Consider the following 17,353-nt stretch of genomic DNA (forward strand, 5'->3'; position numbering starts at 1 on the left):
GACAGAGATGGGGCCTCTAGCCAGGCTCCTATGAAGTCACAACGCCACGTCCGGTGAGTGCACATGAGCGCCTCCCGGCCAAGGCCGACAGATCCCGTTGAAGACCCGAAGTCAGTCAGATGCTGGGTCAGACCCCGCCGGGAGGCGCTCATCTACATCATCTCTGTCAGATGCGCTTCGTTGCGCGTGCGCCCCGCCGTCCGGCCGACCCAGAGGATCCGGGGCAGCCCGTCGCGCCCGACGGTGAGGTCGATGGGGCCGGGAATGTGGGTGTAAGTACCGATACGTGCCTTGTCGCGGCGGGCGCAGGCAGGATCGCGGCAGGCGATGAGCGTGACGGAGGCGTCGGTCAGGTCGTGGACGGCGACGAGCGGCAGCCCGTCCGGGCCGAGCGCGAGGGTGGGCGCCTGCTGGGCCCGGCCGGGCGGGCCGAGGACGCTGGTGTCGGCGGACGTGCAGTCGCGGTCCCGGCAGCGCAGCATCGTCGCCGCCCCCGTGAGCAGATCGCGGTAGGCGATCACGGGCCGGTCGTCGCCGGGAACGACGACCTCGACGGCGTCGGGGTAGGCGTTGGACACCGCGGATCCGGCCTGGCGGCCGACGTCGATGGCGTCGTTCTGCTCGATGGTGAACGAGCGGCGGGGGACGAGCGGAGTCGTCCGGCTCCGGCGGCAGGAGGCATCGGCGCAGCTGACGACGGTCAGTTCGCCGCTGTCGAGGTCCTCATACGCGGCGACCGGGCGGCCGGCGCGGCCGAGGGCGAGCGCGAGCGGCTTGTCCGCGACCCCGGTCGCCTGCGGAACCGGGACCGACACGAGGACGTCCGGGTCTCCGCAGGGCAGGTCCGCGCAGCGCATGACGCGCAGGGTGCTCGCGGCCCCGTCGCCGGCGTCCTTTTCCGACAAGGGCGCCGCGACCGCCACGACCACCTGGGAACCGGACGCGGCGACCGCGACGGACGCCGCGAGGCCGCGCCAGCTTGCGCGGAGGGTGGTCGGAGCGGCGGGCATGTCCGGACATCCGCGTGCCGTGCAGGCGATCAGCCTGAGCAGGAGCGGCTGCTCGCGGGACTTGCCGACGCGCCTGCCGCCGTACTGCCATCCGGCGACGACCAGCGAGCCGTTGGGCAGCGCCGCCGCGTCCACTCGGTCCTCCACGTACGGGACGTGTGCGGCGAGGTGGCTGCTCTGACAGGTGGGGCCGTCGCACGCGCGCAGGTCGAAGCCGGTGTCCCGGCGGGACGCGAGCACTGCGGGGGCGCCGTGCTCTGGCAGCAGCAGTACGTCCCGGCCGACCGCATGCTCGACGACGTGGTCGGACACCATGATCCAGTCGTAGGGGTCGGTGCGCAGCGCGGCCCAGTAGATGAGGCCGGGCGCCGCGATGACCAGCGTCAGGAGCGCTGCCGTGCGGCGCGGTGCGGGGCGGCGGCGTTCCCGCTTGACGGCCACGTCCGGATACCACTGGCTCAGCGCCACGACCGCCAGGCCCGCGCCCTGCAACAGGACGGCCAGCGCGTCCGCCGCCGTGACGGTCACCCGCACCGCGATCGCATGCGCGTCCTCGGCGAGCGGCCATGCGAGCGCCCAGCCGCCGGCGGCGACGGCGCCCGGCACCACCACCACGGAACCGAGCACGGACCAGGAGCACCGGGCCCGGCGATGACGGGTCAACGACCAGGCCCGGGTCAGCGCCTGCACCGGCCCTACGTCCTCCAGGACGACCAGCGGGACGGCGAGCATTGCCCAGCAGCTGAGGAGCGCGCCGATGACACAGCCGAGGACACCCGGCCACACCCTGAGCGTGAGCAGGAACCCGCCGCTTCCCAGGAGCGGGATCGGCAGGAGCGCGAATCCGACCAAGGGGATGACACCGGCCAGGGCGAGCGCCCGCCGCACCGTCGCCCGAGCCGCGGACCCTGCCGTGACGGGCCGCTCCAGCAGCAGGCCCGCCGCGATGACGACCACGGCGACGACCGCCGCGAAATGTGCGGCCAGCATTGCGGTCAGCGTTACGGCGACGTAGAGGAGGATCCCGTGCGACAGCCCGTACGTGCGTATCTCGCCGTTGACCACACGGCCGTCACCGCCGAGGACCATGACCCCGACCGCGATGCAGAGGAACTGGAACGCGAGGTAGCAGCCGATGACCGGCGCCGCTGCTCCCGCGAGCCCTGACCGCAGCAGCCGCCATGTTCGTCCCAGCGTGGTCAGCACGCCCTCCGGGGACGTCAGGTCACGTGTCGTCACCGGCCGGTACCTCCTGCGCAGCGGGCGCGGCGGCAGGTGGTCAGGTGCAGTTCGTAGCGGGGGTCGTCGGAACCGGCGACCCACAGCACCCGCGGACGGCCGTCGCGTCCGACGGCGAGGTCCAGGGGGCCGGGGACACCTCTGTAGGTGCCGACGCGGGCCCCGTCGCGGTGGGCGCAGGCGGGGTCGCCGCAGGCGAGGAGGGGCACCGAGGTATTGGTGAGGTTGTGGACGGCGATGAGTGGCAGTCCGTCCGGGCCGACGGTCAGGGCGGGCGCGTGCTGGGCGAGGCCGGGCGGGCTGAGGACGGTGGTGTCGGCGGACGCGCAGTCCGGGGTGCGGCAGCGCAGCAGCGTGGCCGCGCCGGTGACCATGTTCCGGTAGGTCACGATGGGCCGGTCGTCGGGAGGTACGGCGACCTCGACGGCGTCGGGATCGAGGAAGTGCAGGCGCCTCGTCATCGTGCCGGCCGCGTCGAAGCGGTCGTCCTCCTGGACGGTGGAGTCGTCCCGGCGGCCGAACCGTGCCGTCCGTGGCCGGTCGCAGTCGGCGTCGTCGCAGCTCACCACGGTCAGTCCGCCGTGGAGGACGTCCTGCATCGCGATCACGGGACGCCCCGACCGCCCGGTCGCGATCGCGACCGGTTCGTCGTGTCCGCTGGAGATGTACGGCGGGTGGAGGGTGGCGAGGACCTCCGGGCGGTCGCAGGGGAGACGGGTGCAGCGCAGGAGGCGCAAGTCCCGGCCGTCCCTGTCGGCCTGGGGAGGGATGGCGGCCGCCACGATCCGAGAGCCGGCGGCGGTGACGGCGATGGCGGCGCCGTTGATCATGGACGAACCGACCCGGCCGACCCGTACGGTACTCGGGGCGGACGACATGGGCGGGCATCCGTCCGGCGTGCAGCGGACCAGCCGGAGCAGGAGGGGCAGGGTCTCGGGCACCTTGTCGGGCGCCTTGCCAAGGGAGCTGATGTCGTACTGCCACGCCGCGACGACCACCGCGCCGCCCGGCAGCGCCGCCGCCTCCACCCGGTGTTCGGAGCGCGGGACGCGGGTGACCTCGCGGCTGCTGCGGCAGGTCCGGTCGCCGCAGGCCAGCAAGGAGAATCCGTAGGCCAGTTCCGGGGTGAGCACCATCGGGGCGGCGCCGTCCGGTAACAGGAGGACGTTGCGGCCGTCCCGCATCCCGACGACGCGATCGGAGACGATCGTCAGGCCGTAGGGGTCGGTGTGGAGCACGGCCCAATGGAGGAGGGCGGGGGACACGATCGCCAGCGCCGCGAGCACGGCCGCGCGTCCCGGCCGGGCCCGGCGGTCCGCCGTGGGGAGCCTCCGTGCGGCGGCGTCCAGGTCGAGTGGACGGCGGCGCTCCCGCCAGACGTCCACGTCCGGGTACCACTGGTCAAGGGTGATGACCGCCAGGCTCGACCCTTGCACCAAGACGACCAGCGCGCCCGCGATGACGACGGCGACCCGGCCGGCGATCGCCGAGGCTTCGCCGTCCAGCGGTCGGACGAGTGCCGGTAACCCGGTGGCGACGGCGGTCGGCACGAGCAGCACGGCCGCGAGCACGAACCAGGACCAGCGGGCCCGGCGATGGCGGGTCAGCGTCCAGGCCCTGGCCATCGCCTGCGCCGGCCCGGCGCCCTCAAGGACGATCAGCGGGACGGCCAGGACCGTCCAGCAGCTCATGAGACCCGCCACCGCGCACGCGAAGAACCCGACCCACAGCTCGCCGGTGAGCAGGTAGACGCCCGCGCCGGCGGCCGGGACGGCCAGCAGAGCGCCCCCGGTCAGGGGCACGGACGCCGCCAGTGCGGGCGCCCGCCACGCCACGACCCTCGCCGCGGATCGCGCGGTGACGGGGCGGTCCAGCAGCCGACCCGCCGCGATGAGGACCACGGCGGCGACCGCCGCGACGTGGGCCGCCAGCAGCGCGAGCACGGCTGCGCACGCGTAGGCGACGATGCGCGGCGTCCATTCGTACGTGCGGATCTCGTCGTTGACGATGGAGCCGTCGTCCCCGACGGCCAGGACGCCGGCCACCACGAGGACGAACTGGAAGGCGGCCGAGCAGGCGAGCACCGGCAGCGCCGCCGTCGTCAGCCCGCCGCCGAGGAGCCGGCCGGTGCGCGCCAGGACGGACGGCAGCCCGCGCGCGACGACGTCCGGCACCGGCCCTGCGGTGATCGCCGTGCGCTCCTCCGCCTCCTCGGTCACTGCCCCTCCCGATATGCCGGCACAGGGCTTGACATGATCGCCTACCGGCGGACAGAAGGTTTGTAAATAGGCGGAGAAAGTTATGGCTGCCGCACGGGCTCGCGGCGCAGGAGGTAGGTGTCCATGATCCAGCCCTTGCGGGCGCGGGCCTCGGCGCGGACGGTCCGGATCTCGTCGGCGACCTCCGCGACGGGACCGGAGACGAGGATCTCGTCGGGTGTGCCGAGGTAGGCGCCCCAGTAGATGTGGAAGTCGTCGCCCGCATCGGCGAACGAACAGTGCGCGTCCAGCATGACGAGGACGTCGTCGCAGGTGGCGCCCTCGGCGGCGAGGCGGCGGCCGGTCGTCAGGTGGACGGGACGGCCCACCCGGGTCAGCCCGATCCGGTGCCGGGCGGTCAGCGCCGACACGCTGCTGATGCCGGGGATCACCTCGTACTCGAACTCGGCGTCGATCTCGTCGAGCGCGGCGAGGGTGCTGTCGTAGATGCCGGGGTCGCCCCAGACGAGGAGCGCTCCGGTCTGCCCGTCCTCCAGTTCGTCGGTCAGGAACGCCTCGTAGATGCGGGCGCGGCGGGAGCGCCAGTCCTCGACGGCGGCGGTGTAGGCGGGGCCGTCGGCGGTGCGGTCGCGCTCGGCGTCGCCGGCCTCGACGATCCGGTACGGCTCGCGGCCGTGCGCCGCGATGAGGTCGTGCCGCAGCCCCGCGAGATCGTGCTTGGCCTCGCCCTTGTCGACCAGGAGGAACACGTCGGCGGCGGCGATCGCCTTCGCCGCCTGGAACGTCAGGTGGTCGGGGTCGCCCGCGCCGATGCCGATGATCGAAAGCCGCTTCACCCGGCCAAGAATGCCAGCTATAGACTTGGCGCCGCATTTCGGGGAGGAGGCCGGTGGACGCGCGTTTCATCACCGTTGTCGGGATTGGCGCGGACGGGTGGGACGGGCTCCCCGAGGCGTCCCGAGCGGCGTTGCGGGAGGCGGAGGTGCTGCTCGGCAGCGCCCGGCAGCTCGACCTCGTCCCGGAGCCGGCGGCCGAACGGGTCGCGTGGCCGTCCCCGCTCCTTCCGGCGCTTCCCGGGCTGATCGAACGCCATGCGGGACGTGCGGTCGCCGTCCTCGCGAGCGGCGACCCCATGTTCTACGGGATCGGGTCCACGCTCGCCGGCCTGGTCGGCGCACGGCGGCTGCGGGTGCTGCCGCATCCGTCGTCGGCGTCGCTGGCGTGCGCCCGGCTCGGCTGGCCGCTGGACGGGGTCGACGTCGTCAGCGTGGTCGGCCGCCCGGTCGAGACCCTGAACGCCGTGGTCGCGCCGGGCCGCCGCGTCCTCGTCCTCGGCGCCGGACGGGCGGTCCCGGCGGTCGTCGCCGCGCTGCTCACCGGCCGCGGCTTCGGCCCCAGCCGCATGACCGTCCTGTGCGACCTGGGCGCGGAGGACGAGACGGCGGCGCACGGCGTCGCGTCCCAGTGGACGGCCCCGGCCGCCTCGGCGCTCACCCTCGTCGCGGTCGAATGCGTGCCCGGTCCGGACGCGGCGCCGCTGCCCCGCGTCGCCGGGCTCCCCGACGGTTCCTACGAGCACGACGGGCAGATCACCAAGAGCGAGGTCCGGGCGGTGACGCTGTCCCGCCTCGGGCCGCTGCCCGGCGAGCTGCTGTGGGACGTCGGCGCCGGGTCCGGCAGCATCGCGATCGAGTGGGCGCGGGCGCATCCGTCCTGCGCGGCGGTTGCGGTTGAGAGCCGTCCCGACCGAGCCGAGCGGATCACCCGCAACGCCAAGGCCCTCGGCGTGCCCGGCGTCCGCGTCGTGACGGGCCACGCACCGGACGCGCTGGACGGCCTCCCGCAACCAGACGCCGTCTTCGTCGGCGGCGGCCTCACCGTCCCCGGCCTGCTGGAACGCTGCTGGGACGCCCTCCAGCCCGGCGGGCGCCTCGTCGCCAACGCCGTCACCCTCGAATCGGAGGTCAAGGTGGCCGAGTACCGCCGCACCCACGGCGGCGAACTGGTCCGTATCGGTGTCGAGCGTGCCGCGCCGCTCGGCGGCTTCACCGGCTGGCGCCCCGCGATGCCCGTCACCATCTGGACGGCACGGAAGGAAACCCTGTGACCGTGTACTTCGTCGGCGCGGGCCCCGGCGCCGCCGACCTCATCACCGTGCGGGGCCTGCGGGTGCTGGAGTCCGCGCCCGTGTGCCTGTACGCGGGGTCGCTGGTGCCGCGCGAACTGCTGGACGCGTGCCCGCCCGGCGCCCGCCTCGTCGACACCGCGAACATGACCCTGGACGAGATCGTCGCCGACCTGACCGCCGCGCACCGGGACGGCCTGGACGTCGCCCGGCTCCACTCGGGCGACCCGTCGGTGTTCAGCGCGGTCGCCGAGCAGATGCGGCGCCTCGACGCGGCCGGAGTGCCGTACGAGGTCGTCCCCGGTGTCCCGGCGTTCGCGGCGGCGGCGGCCTCGCTCGGACGGGAGTTGACCGTTCCCGGCGTCGGCCAGACCGTCATCCTGACCCGCACCGCCGTGCGCGCCACGCCGATGCCGGACGGCGAGGACCTCGCCACGCTCGGCGCGAGCGGCGCCACGATGGTGCTGCACCTGGCCGTCCAGCGCATCGACGAGGTGGCGGCCGAGCTGGTGCCGCACTACGGCGCGGACTGCCCGGTCGCGGTCGTCGCCCGCGCCAGCCGCCCGGACGAGGTCATCCTGCGCGGCACCCTCGCCGACATCCCGGACCTCGTCCACGAGGCCGGGATCAAGCGGACGGCGGTGATCGTCGTCGGCCGCGTCCTCACCGCGTCGGCGTTCCCGGACAGCCACCTCTACAGCGCCGTCCGGGACCGGGCGTGCGGCGCGTCCTGATCCTCGGCGGGACGGCGGAGGCCCGCGCCCTCGCGGCCTCCCTGACCGGCGTGCATGTCGTGTCGTCGCTGGCCGGCCGGGTGTCCGATCCGCGCCTGCCGTCCGGCGAGGTGCACATCGGCGGGTTCGGCGGCGCCGCCGGCCTCGCGGCCTGGCTTCGCGACCACCGGATCGACCGGCTCGTGGACGCCACGCACCCGTTCGCGGAACGGATGAGCGCCTCGGCCGCCCGCGCCTCGCAGCTGACAGGCGTCCCGTTGCTCGCCCTGCGCCGCCCCGGCTGGGACGAGGAGGACGGCGACGACTGGCACCGCGTCCCGTCCCTGCCTGACGCCGCCAACGCACTGCCGGAAGGTGCCCGCGTGTTCCTCACCACCGGCCGCCGCAGCATCCCGGTGTTCGCCGCCCGGACGGACGCCTGGTTCCTCGCCCGGTCGGTCGACCCGCCGGAGCCGCCCGTCCCGTCCAACGTGGAGGTCCTGCTCGCGCGCGGCCCCTACACCGCCGACGGCGAACGCGCGCTGATCAGCGAGCACCGCCTGAACGTGCTCGTCACCAAGGACAGCGGCGGCACCATGACCCGCGCGAAACTCACCGCCGCCCGCGAGGCGGGGATACCGGTCATCATGGTGGACCGCCCGCCCCACCCGGACGGCGTCCAGGCGACGGACGACGTGGAGTCCGCCGCGGCCTGGGCTCAGGGGTAACGGCGCGGCGTGTAGACCACGCCCTTGTCGGTGACCCGCGTGGTGGACGATCCCACGATGACCAGGCAGCGCATGTCGACCTGCTCCGGGTCGAGCTTGCCGAGCGTCGTCACCGTCACGCTCTCTCCAGGACCGCCGACGTCGCGGCCGATCACCACCGGCGTCTCGGGGGAGCGGTGCTCCAGCAGCAGGTCGCGCGCCGCCGGAAGCTGGTGTTTCCGCCGACTCGACGACGGGTTGTAGAGGGCCAGCACCAGATCGGCCTCGGCGGCGGCCGCGAGCCGCCGCGCGATCACGTCCCACGGCTTGAGGATGTCCGACAGCGACAGGACGCAGAAGTCGTGCCCGAGCGGCGCGCCCGCCCGCGCCGCGACGGCCTGCGCCGCCGTCAGACCCGGCACGACCTGCACCGGGACGTCCGCGAACTCGTCCTCGGCCGCGGCTTCCAGCACGGCCGCCGCCATCGCGAACACGCCCGGGTCGCCGGACGACACGACCGCGACGCGCGCCCCGTCCCGCGCGAGTGCCAGCGCGTGCCGGGCCCGGTCGGCCTCCACCCGGTTCCCCGACGCGTGCCGCCGCTGCCGCGGGTTCGGCGCGACGCGGTCCAGGTAGGGGCCGTAGCCGACGAGGTCGGTCGCGGACGCCAGGACGTCCTGCGCCTCGGGGGTGAGCCACGGCCGCCCGGCCGGCCCGAGCCCGACGACCCGCACCCATCCGCGGCCCTCCGGCCGCGCCGGGGGAGGCGCCTCGAACGACCGCTCCGCCGGGCTCGTCAGCAGCGCGAGCGACATGTACGGGACGTCCGCCGGGTCGACGCCGGCGAGCGGCACGACCCGCTGCCGGTCGGTGGCGGCCCGCTCCACGTACCAGGCGTCGCCGAGTCGTCCCGCGTCCTCGAAAGCCTGCCTGACCTTGGTGAACGTCCGGCCGAGCTTGAGCACGGCCGCCGCGTCCGCGGTGCGCAGCCGCTCGGCCAGCGCGTCGCCGGGCAGCGTGCCGGGCAGGACGGTCAGCGTCTCCTCCCGCTCCACCAGCGGACGCCCGGCCGCCGCCGACGCCGCGCTCAGCGACGTCACACCGGGCACCACCTCGGCCGGGTAGTGCGGCGCGAGCCGCTTGTGCAGATGCATGTAGGACCCGTAGAACAGCGGGTCGCCCTCGCTCAGCACCACGACCGTCCGGCCCGCGTCGAGGTGCGCGGCGAGCCGGGCGGCGCAGTCGGCGTAGAAGTCGTCCAGCGCCCCCTGGTAGCCGCCCGGATGACCGGTCGTCTCGGTCGTCACCGGGTAGACGAGCTGCTCCTCGACCTGGCCGTCCCGCAGGTACGGTTCGGCGACCGACCGGGCGATGCTGCGGCCGTGCCGCGCGGAGTGGTAGGCGACCACGTCGGCGCCGCCGATCAGCCGCGCCGCCTTCACCGTGACCAGTTCCGGGTCGCCGGGCCCGACGCCCACGCCGAACAGCCGTCCCGCCATCACTCCGCCTCACTGGCGATGGCGTTGACCGCCGCCGCCGTCATCGCGCTGCCGCCGCGCCGCCCGCGCACCACCAGATGGTCGAGACCGCTCGCGGCCAGGGCCTCCTTGGACTCGGCCGCGCCGATGAACCCGACCGGGATCCCGAGGACCGCCGCCGGACGTCCCGCGCCCTCCGCGACCAGCTCCAGCAGCCGGAACAGCGCGGTCGGCGCGTTGCCGATCGCGACCACCGAGCCGTCCAGCCGGTCGAGCCACAGATCAAGGGCCGCCGCGCTCCGCGTGGTGCCGAGCCGCGCCGCCAGCTCCGGCACGCCCGGATCGCCCAGCGTGCATACGACCTCGTTGCCGGCGGGCAGCCGCTTCCGCGTGATCCCGGACGCGACCATCCGCGCGTCGCACAGGATCGGCGCGCCGCCCAGCAGCGCCGTCCGCGCCCGCTCCACGACCCCCGGCGACCAGGCCAGGTCCTCGACGAGGTCGGTCATGCCGCACGCGTGGATCATCCGGACCGCGACCCGCGCCACGTCGTCCGGCAGGCCCGTGAGGTCGGCCTCCGCGCGGATCGTCGCGAACGACCGCCGGTAGATCTCGGCGCCGTCCCGGACGTAGTCGATCACCCTTGCTCCTCCGCCATCCTCAGCACGACCGGGCCGCGCGGCATCCCGCACCGCCGCTCGCACCCCGCCCAGTGGACGGGGGTCTCCGGGGCGCGCTCCAGCCCGCCGACCCACCGCCGCGCCTCGCCCTGCACGTCACCGCGCGACTTCGCGCACCCGGGACTTCCCGTGCACGCCGACACCCCGACCCAGGGCGACGCCGCATCGACCGCGAACCCCGCGCCGTCCAGCGTCTCCGCGATGGTGGAGGCGTTCTCCCAGGTCAGATCACGCAATACGGCACTCCGCCAAGGCGTCACCCGCACGTCGTCGGCGACCTCGGCGAGGGCCTCGGCCTGCGCACCGGACATCCGCCCGAGCGGTGGCACGATCTCAAGCGAAACGAGCCCGTCCCGCTGCCGGACGACCCCGGCGTAGGGGGGCCGGGGCTCAGGATCGGCGGCGGTCTCTTCCTTGCTCGCCCCCAGCCGTCCGGCGATGAGCCGGACCCCGTCCGGCACCTCCGCCAACCTCCACGCGTCCTCTCCGACGTCGAGGAACGCCTCCGCCGCCGCGGCCAGCAGAGGGACTCCGTGCACACCGCCTTCGCCGTCTCCAGAGAAGGCCGCGGCCGACTCCTGGACGGTCGCGCGAGACGTCTTGCCGCCTGGCGCGGGACCTCCTGCCGGGGGGCTCAGTGGCTCGGTTCCGATGGGGAAGGACAGCCGGGAACCGGCGAACAGTAGGCCGGTCGGGGTGAGAGTGACGTCGGCGTCGAGAGCGGCTACATCGCCGGTGCCGTCGTCGAGGGCGAACAGGAAGCGGCCCGGCAGATCGGCCAGCCGGGGGTTCGCGCACAGTGCTCGGTCGAGCGCCGTGACGAGCGGGTCCGTTGCCAGGGTGCCGTGTTCGCCACGTCCACCTAGCGGGGAGGCGACGATGTTGCGCACCCGTTCGTGGGACGGCGACGGGAGCAGGCCGGCCGATTCCAGACGTTCCGCGAGCGCCGCCGGATCGTGGACGCCGCGCAGTTGCAGGTTGCCTCGGGAGGTCAGTTCGATGACGTCCCGGCCCAGCCCGCGAGCGGCGTCGCCGAGCGTCCTGAGCTGCGCGGACGTCACCGCGCCGCCCGGCACGCGGATGCGCGCCAGCGGCCCGTCGGCGGCGTCGTGAGTGCGCAGCGCGCCGGGGCACGCGTCGGCACGGGATCTGACATTCGGCACGGGGAGGATGTTAACCACACTTTGCCGGCGGCCCGCTCTGCCGTACTGTTCTCCACAGGCGATGGCAATGGGAGGAAGCCGGTGCGAATCCGGCGCGGTCCCGCCACTGTGACCGGGGAGCGAACCCCGCTTGAGGCCACTGTCCGCACGGACGGGAAGGCCGGGGCGAGCATCGATCCGGGAGCCAGGAGACTCCTGCCATCGCGACACCCGCGACCGGGGCGAGGACCCCAGGGGGAGGAACGGCCGTGTCCAACGGCACCGTGCTGCTGCTGTCGACGTCCGACACCGATCTGCTGAGCGCCCGCGCGTCCGGCGCCGCCTACCGGCTCGGCAACCCGGCGCGTCTCACCGCCGATGACCTGCCCGCCCTGCTCGACGGCACCGACCTGGTCGTCGTCCGGCTGCTCGGCGGGCGCCGCGCCTGGGAGGACGGCCTCGACGCGCTGCTCGCGGGCCCCCGTCCCGTGGTCGTCCTCGGCGGTGAGCAGGCCCCCGACGCCGAGCTGATGGAGCTGTCCACCGTCACCGGCGGCGTGTGCGCCGAAGCCCACGCGTACCTCGCGCACGGCGGGCCCGGCAACCTGGCCGAGCTGCACGCGTTCCTGTCCGACACCGTGCTGCTGACCGGGCGCGGGTTCGCGCCGCCGGCCCCGGCGCCGGCGTGGGGACGGCTCGACCACGAACCCCGCGCCACCGGCGGCCCGGTCATCGGCGTGCTGTACTACCGCGCCCACCACATGGCCGGGAACACCGCGTTCGTCGAGGCGCTGTGCGCGGCGATCGAGGACGCGGGCGGACGCGCGATGCCCGTGTTCTGCTCGTCGCTCCGCACCGCCGAGCCCGCGCTGCTCGACACGCTCCGCGAGGCCGACGCGCTGGTCGTGACGGTGCTCGCGGCGGGCGGGTCGCGGCCCGCGACGGCCGGGGCGGGCGGCGACGACGAGGCGTGGGACGTGGGCGCGCTCGCCGCGCTGGACGTCCCGATCCTGCAGGGCCTCTGCCTGACGACGAGCCGCGCGGACTGGGCGGCGAGCGACGACGGCCTGTCCCCGCTGGACGCCGCGTCGCAGGTCGCCATCCCGGAGTTCGACGGCCGCATCATCACCGTCCCGTTCTCGTTCAAGGAGATCGACGAGGACGGCCTCACCGTCTACGCGGCCGACCCGGAACGGGCCGCGCGGGTCGCCGGGATCGCCGTCCGGCACGGCCGCCTCCGGCACACCCCGGCCGCGGAGCGCCGCGTCGCGGTGATGCTGTCGGCGTATCCGACCAAGCACTCGCGGGTCGGCAACGCCGTCGGCCTCGACACCCCGGCGAGCACCGTCCGGCTGCTGCGCCGCCTCGAAGCGGAGGGCAACGACCTCGGTGAGGGCTTCCCCGGCGTCCGCGAGCAGGACGGCGACGCGCTGATCCACGCGCTCATCGCGGCCGGCGGGCAGGACGAGGACTGGCTCACCGAGGAGCAGCTCGCCGGCAACCCCGTCCGGATCTCCGCCGCGTCCTACGAACGCTGGTACCGCACGCTCCCCGAGGAGCTGCGCGGGGAGATGGAGCTGCACTGGGGCCCGCCGCCGGGGCAGCTGTTCGTGCAGGGCGGCGACATCGTTCTCGCCGCCCTCCGCGCCGGGAACGTCGTCGTGATGGTGCAGCCGCCGCGCGGCTTCGGGCAGAACCCCATCGCGATCTACCACGACCCCGACCTGCCGCCCAGCCACCACTACCTGGCCGCGTACCGGTGGCTGTCGGACGAGTTCGGCGCGCACGCGATCGTGCACGTCGGCAAGCACGGCAACCTGGAGTGGCTGCCGGGTAAGGCGGCGGGCATGTCGGCGTCGTGCGGCACCGACGCCGCGCTCGGCGACGTCCCGCTGATCTACCCGTTCCTCGTCAACGACCCGGGGGAGGGGACGCAGGCCAAGCGGCGCGCGCACGCCGTCCTCGTCGACCACATGGTGCCGCCGATGGCGCGCGCCGAGACCTACGGTGACATCGCCCGCCTCGAACAGCTCCTCGACGAGCACGCGACCATCGCCGCGATGGACCCCGCGAAGCTGCCCGCGATCCGCGCGCAGATCTGGACGCTGATCCAGGCCGCCAGGCTCGACCACGACCTCGGCCTGGACGACCGCCCGCACGACGCCGAGTTCGACGACTTCATCCTGCACGTGGACGGCTGGCTGTGCGAGGTGAAGGACGCCCAGATCCGCGACGGCCTGCACGTCCTCGGCCAGGCGCCGGAGGGCGAGACCCGCGTCGACCTCGTGCTGGCCATGCTCCGCGCCCGGCAGATGTGGTCGGGGCGCGAGACGCTGCCGGGCCTGCGCGAAGCGCTCGGGCTGACCGAGGACGGCTCCGCGGCCCTCGCCGACGTGGACGCCGCCGAGGCGACCGCCCGCTCACTCGTCCAGGCCATGGAGGACGCGGGCTGGGCCGTGGACGCGGTCGCCGAAGCCGTCCAGCGGGTGCCGGGGGAGCGCCGCGACCTCGTGGCCCGCGTCCTGGAGTTCGCCGCGACCGAGATCGTCCCGCGCCTGGCCCGGACCTCCGACGAACTCGACCACGTCCTGCACGCCCTGAACGGCGGCTACATCCCGGCCGGTCCGAGCGGATCGCCGCTGCGCGGGCTCATCAACGTCCTGCCGACCGGCCGGAACTTCTACTCGGTCGACCCGCGCGCCGTGCCCAGCCGCCTCGCCTGGGAGACCGGGCAGGCGATGGCCGCCTCGCTCCTCGACCGCTACCGCGCCGACCACGGCGAATGGCCGCGCTCGGTGGGCCTGTCGGTGTGGGGGACGAGCGCGATGCGCACCGCCGGGGACGACGTCGCCGAAGTGCTGGCGCTGCTCGGCGTACGCCCGGAATGGGACGAGGCGTCCCGCCGCGTGACCGCCCTGGAGCCGATCCCGCTCGCCGAGCTGGGCCGGCCGCGCATCGACGTGACCGTCCGCATCAGCGGCTTCTTCCGCGACGCGTTCCCGCACGTCGTCGCCATGCTGGACGACGCCGTCCGCCTCGTCGCGGCCCTCGACGAGCCCGACGCCGACAACCACGTCCGCGCCCACGTGCGGGCCGACACCGCCCGGCACGGCGACGAGCGGCGCGCCGCCCGCCGCGTCTTCGGGTCGGCGCCGGGAGCCTACGGTGCCGGGCTGCTGCCGCTCATCGACAGCCGCAACTGGCGCGACGACGCCGACCTCGCCGAGGTGTACGCGGTGTGGGGCGGCCACGCCTACGGCCGCGACCTCGACGGCGTCCCCGCCCGCGACGACATGGAGAACGCCTACCGCCGCATCGCCGTCGCCGCGAAGAACGTCGACACCCGCGAGCACGACATCGCCGACTCCGACGACTACTTCCAGTACCACGGCGGCATGATCGCGACCGTCCGGGCGCTGACCGGCAAGGCCCCGGAGGCGTACGTGGGGGACAGCACCCGCCCGGACGCCGTCCGCACCCGCACGCTCTCGGAGGAGACCGCGCGGATCTTCCGGGCCCGCGTCGTCAACCCGCAGTGGCTCGCCGCGATGCGCCGGCACGGCTACAAGGGCGCGTTCGAGCTGGCCGCGACCGTCGACTACCTGTTCGGCTACGACGCCACCACCGGCGTCATGGCCGACTGGATGTACGACCGGCTCACCGCCGCCTACGTCCTGGACGACGAGAACCGCGAGTTCATGGAGCAGTCGAACCCGTGGGCGCTGCACGGCATCGCCGAACGGCTGCTGGAGGCCGCCGAGCGCGGCATGTGGGAGCACCCCGACCCGGAGATCCTCCAGGGCCTCCAGGAGGTCTACCTCAAGGCGGAAGGCGACCTGGAGGACGACACCAGCCGCTGAGCCAGCTCCGGATACCCGGCCCAGTGCAGGTGCAGGTAGGACGCGGTGATCCGCTGGCTCCCGAAGCCGTCGCCGCCGTCCCGCCACCGGAACAGCGGCTCCGCGCCCCCGCTCAGGGACGTCCGGTGGAACTCGTGGCCCCGGAACCGCTCACCCGCGCGGGTCAGCGGCGACTCCGCGACCGCGACGGCCTCCCGGTAGCCGAGCGTCAGCCGGGACGTCATCCGCGCCCGCCCCGGCACGAGCCCGCACATCTTCATCCCGTCGAGTTCCTCGCATAGATAAAGGAGGCCGGCGCATTCGGCGGCGATCGGCCCGGCGAACGACTGCACTGCGCCGAGCAGCCTCGTGTTCGCGGCCAGTTCGGCAGCGTGCACCTCGGGGAAGCCGCCGCCGATGACGAGCGCGGCCGTCCCGCCGGGCAGGGCCTCGTCCCGCAGCGGATCGAACACCACCACGTCGGCGCCCGCCGCGCGCAGCAGCTCCACATGCTCCCTATAAGAAAAGGTGAAGGCGGCCCCGCCCGCCACCGCGACGACGGGACGCCCGTCCACCGGCTCGACATGCTCGGACGGGTCCCACACCGGGCCGGGCGGGGAGGGAGCGGTGCGGGCGAGGCGCAGCAACCCCTCCACATCGCACGACTCGGCGACCAGCTCGCCGAGCCGCTCCACCGCCCGCACGGCCTCCGCCCCGCGTTCCGCCGCCGGGATCAGCCCGAGATGCCGGGACGGGTTCACCACGGCATCGTCCCGCCGGATCGCCCCCAGCACGGGTATGCCCGTCGACTCCAGGGCTCCCCGGCACAGCTCCTCGTGCCGGCCGGAGCCGATCCGGTTCAGGACGACGCCGCCGATCCGCACGCCCGGCTCGAACGTCGCGAACCCGTGCACGAGCGCCGCCACCGACCGGCTCTGCCGCGCCGCGTCCACGACCAGCACGACGGGGGCGCCCAGCAGTTGAGCGACGTGCGCCGTGGACGCGAAGCCCGTGTCGCCCTGCCCGTCGAAGAGGCCCATCACCCCTTCGACCACCGCCACGTCGCAGCCCGCCGCGCCATGCCGGAACAGCGGCGCGATCCGCTCCTCCCCGACGAGCCACGGATCCAGGTTGCGGCCCGGACGTCCCGCCGCGAGCGCGTGATATCCGGGGTCGATGTAGTCGGGGCCGACCTTGTGCGGCGAAACCGTGAGCCCACGCGCGCGCAACGCCGCGATCAGCCCGGTCGCGACCGTCGTCTTCCCGCTCCCGGACGCGGGCGCCGCGATCACCAGGCGCGGGATCACCACTCGATGCCCCGCTGCCCCTTCTGCCCGGCGTCCATCGGGTGCTTGACCTTGCCCATCTCCGTCACCAGGTCGGCGGCCCCGACGAGCCGCTCCGGCGCGTCCCGCCCGGTGACGACGACATGCTGGCCGCCCGGACGGGACGTCAGCGTCTCCACCACGTCGTCCAGGTCCAGCCAGCCCCACTTGATCGGATACGTGAACTCGTCCAGCACATAGAAACGGTACGTCTCGGCGGCCAGGTCCCGCTTGATCTGCGCCCAGCCCTCCCGCGCGTCCGCCGCGTGGTCGGCCTCCGAGCCGGGCCGCTGGATCCACGACCAGCCCTCGCCCATCTTGTGCCAGGCGACCGGCCCGCCCTCGCCGCTGTCGCCCAGCACTCGCAGCGCCCGCTCCTCACCGATCCGCCACTTCGCCGACTTCACGAACTGGAACACCCCGACCGGCCAGCCCTGGTTCCACGCCCGCAGCGCCATCCCGAACGCGGCCGTCGACTTCCCCTTCCCCGGCCCGGTGTGCACGATCAGCAGCGGCCGGTTGCGGCGCTGCCGCGTGGTGAGGCCGTCGTCGGGGACGGACACGGGCTTCCCCTGGGGCATGTCAGGCCGCCTTCCTGTGCTCGCGCACGATTCCATCGAGATCTCCGAGCGGGACGAGCCGCGCGCCCAGCCGGGCGGCGAGCCGCCCCGCCAGGCCGAGCCGGACCGGGCCGTCCTCGCAGTCCACGACAATTCCGGCCGTCCCCGCCAGCAGCCCGGCCGCCCGGTCGACATCGCCTCCGGCGGTCGCGCGCCCATCGGTGACGACCACGACGAGCGGGCGCCGCGCCGGATCCCGCAGCCGCTCCGCCCGCAGCACCTCGGCGGCCCTCACCAGCCCGGCGGCCAGCGGCGG

At 74.4% G+C, this 17,353-nt stretch carries 12 protein-coding genes, 1 pseudogene and 1 riboswitch; of the genes and pseudogenes, 4 read left to right on the plus strand and 9 right to left on the minus strand.

Annotation, left to right across the window (positions count from 1 at the left end):
* Window positions 1–152: 152 nt before the first annotated feature.
* From HUX53_RS22875 to cobF, 3 genes are all read right to left on the minus strand, one after another.
* Entirely contained in the window at window positions 153–2,249 is a 2,097-nt protein-coding gene (locus tag HUX53_RS22875; protein ID WP_176405275.1) for a hypothetical protein, read from the minus strand.
* The gene (locus HUX53_RS22880) at window positions 2,246–4,468 is read right to left on the minus strand and encodes a hypothetical protein (protein WP_176405276.1); all 2,223 of its coding nucleotides are present in this window, start codon (window positions 4,466–4,468) and stop codon (window positions 2,246–2,248) included. The genes HUX53_RS22875 and HUX53_RS22880 overlap by 4 nt, the downstream gene beginning before the upstream one ends.
* Before the next feature lie 80 nt (window positions 4,469–4,548).
* A complete protein-coding gene (gene cobF / locus HUX53_RS22885) occupies window positions 4,549–5,304 on the minus strand; it encodes a precorrin-6A synthase (deacetylating) (protein ID WP_176405277.1) in 756 nt (251 codons plus the stop codon).
* Between the two features lie 53 nt (window positions 5,305–5,357).
* Here cobF and cbiE point away from each other — a divergent pair, with 53 nt between their 5' ends.
* From cbiE to HUX53_RS22900, 3 genes are read left to right on the plus strand one after another with little or no spacing between them, the layout of a single operon-like run.
* A complete protein-coding gene (gene cbiE / locus HUX53_RS22890; RefSeq protein WP_176405278.1) occupies window positions 5,358–6,575 on the plus strand; it encodes a precorrin-6y C5,15-methyltransferase (decarboxylating) subunit CbiE in 1,218 nt (405 codons plus the stop codon).
* Window positions 6,572–7,327, plus strand: a complete 756-nt coding sequence (gene cobM, locus HUX53_RS22895) for a precorrin-4 C(11)-methyltransferase (RefSeq protein ID WP_176405279.1) — start codon at window positions 6,572–6,574, stop codon at window positions 7,325–7,327. The genes cbiE and cobM overlap by 4 nt, the downstream gene beginning before the upstream one ends.
* A complete protein-coding gene (locus tag HUX53_RS22900; protein WP_176405280.1) occupies window positions 7,312–8,034 on the plus strand; it encodes a cobalt-precorrin-6A reductase in 723 nt (240 codons plus the stop codon). Before cobM ends, HUX53_RS22900 begins: the two co-directional genes overlap by 16 nt.
* Here HUX53_RS22900 and HUX53_RS22905 read toward each other — a convergent pair.
* From HUX53_RS22905 to HUX53_RS22915, 3 genes are read right to left on the minus strand one after another with little or no spacing between them, the layout of a single operon-like run.
* A complete protein-coding gene (locus HUX53_RS22905; RefSeq protein WP_176405281.1) occupies window positions 8,025–9,512 on the minus strand; it encodes a precorrin-2 C(20)-methyltransferase in 1,488 nt (495 codons plus the stop codon). The two genes, HUX53_RS22900 and HUX53_RS22905, sit on opposite strands and share 10 nt — an antisense overlap.
* On the minus strand, window positions 9,512–10,132 hold the full coding sequence (locus tag HUX53_RS22910) for a precorrin-8X methylmutase (RefSeq protein ID WP_176405282.1): 621 nt from the start codon (window positions 10,130–10,132) through the stop codon (window positions 9,512–9,514). The genes HUX53_RS22905 and HUX53_RS22910 overlap by 1 nt, the downstream gene beginning before the upstream one ends.
* Window positions 10,129–11,334 carry a precorrin-3B synthase gene (locus tag HUX53_RS22915; protein WP_176405283.1) on the minus strand — a complete coding sequence of 402 codons (1,206 nt, stop codon included), beginning with the start codon at window positions 11,332–11,334 and terminating at the stop codon, window positions 10,129–10,131. Before HUX53_RS22915 ends, HUX53_RS22910 begins: the two co-directional genes overlap by 4 nt.
* Before the next feature lie 8 nt (window positions 11,335–11,342).
* Window positions 11,343–11,552, plus strand: a riboswitch (cobalamin riboswitch).
* A 30-nt stretch (window positions 11,553–11,582) separates the two neighbouring features.
* On the opposite strand from HUX53_RS22915, the gene cobN reads away from it, so the two are divergent.
* Window positions 11,583–15,173: a cobaltochelatase subunit CobN gene (cobN, locus tag HUX53_RS22920; RefSeq protein ID WP_309237382.1), complete on the plus strand. Its 3,591-nt coding sequence runs from the start codon at window positions 11,583–11,585 to the stop codon at window positions 15,171–15,173.
* Here the strand turns inward: cobN and HUX53_RS22925 are convergent.
* From HUX53_RS22925 to HUX53_RS22935, 3 genes and pseudogenes are all read right to left on the minus strand, one after another.
* Window positions 15,128–16,459, minus strand: a complete 1,332-nt coding sequence (locus HUX53_RS22925) for a cobyrinate a,c-diamide synthase (protein ID WP_309237383.1) — start codon at window positions 16,457–16,459, stop codon at window positions 15,128–15,130. The genes cobN and HUX53_RS22925 overlap by 46 nt on opposite strands.
* Entirely contained in the window at window positions 16,456–17,058 is a 603-nt protein-coding gene (gene cobO / locus HUX53_RS22930) for a cob(I)yrinic acid a,c-diamide adenosyltransferase (RefSeq protein WP_176405284.1), read from the minus strand. Before cobO ends, HUX53_RS22925 begins: the two co-directional genes overlap by 4 nt.
* A 1-nt stretch (window position 17,059) precedes the next feature.
* Window positions 17,060–17,353: pseudogene (locus HUX53_RS22935) on the minus strand (magnesium chelatase); the annotation flags it as partial.

Origin of the sequence: Actinomadura sp. BRA 177, from assembly GCF_013372625.1 — a bacterium.
Classification (GTDB): Bacteria; Actinomycetota; Actinomycetes; order Streptosporangiales; family Streptosporangiaceae; genus Spirillospora.

Coding starts and splice junctions, on each gene's coding strand:
- HUX53_RS22905 (WP_176405281.1), bottom strand. CDS start 9,512: ATGGCGGGACGGCTGTTCGGCGTGGGCGTCGGGCCCGGCGACCCGGAA.
- cobO (WP_176405284.1), bottom strand. CDS start 17,058: ATGCCCCAGGGGAAGCCCGTGTCCGTCCCCGACGACGGCCTCACCACG.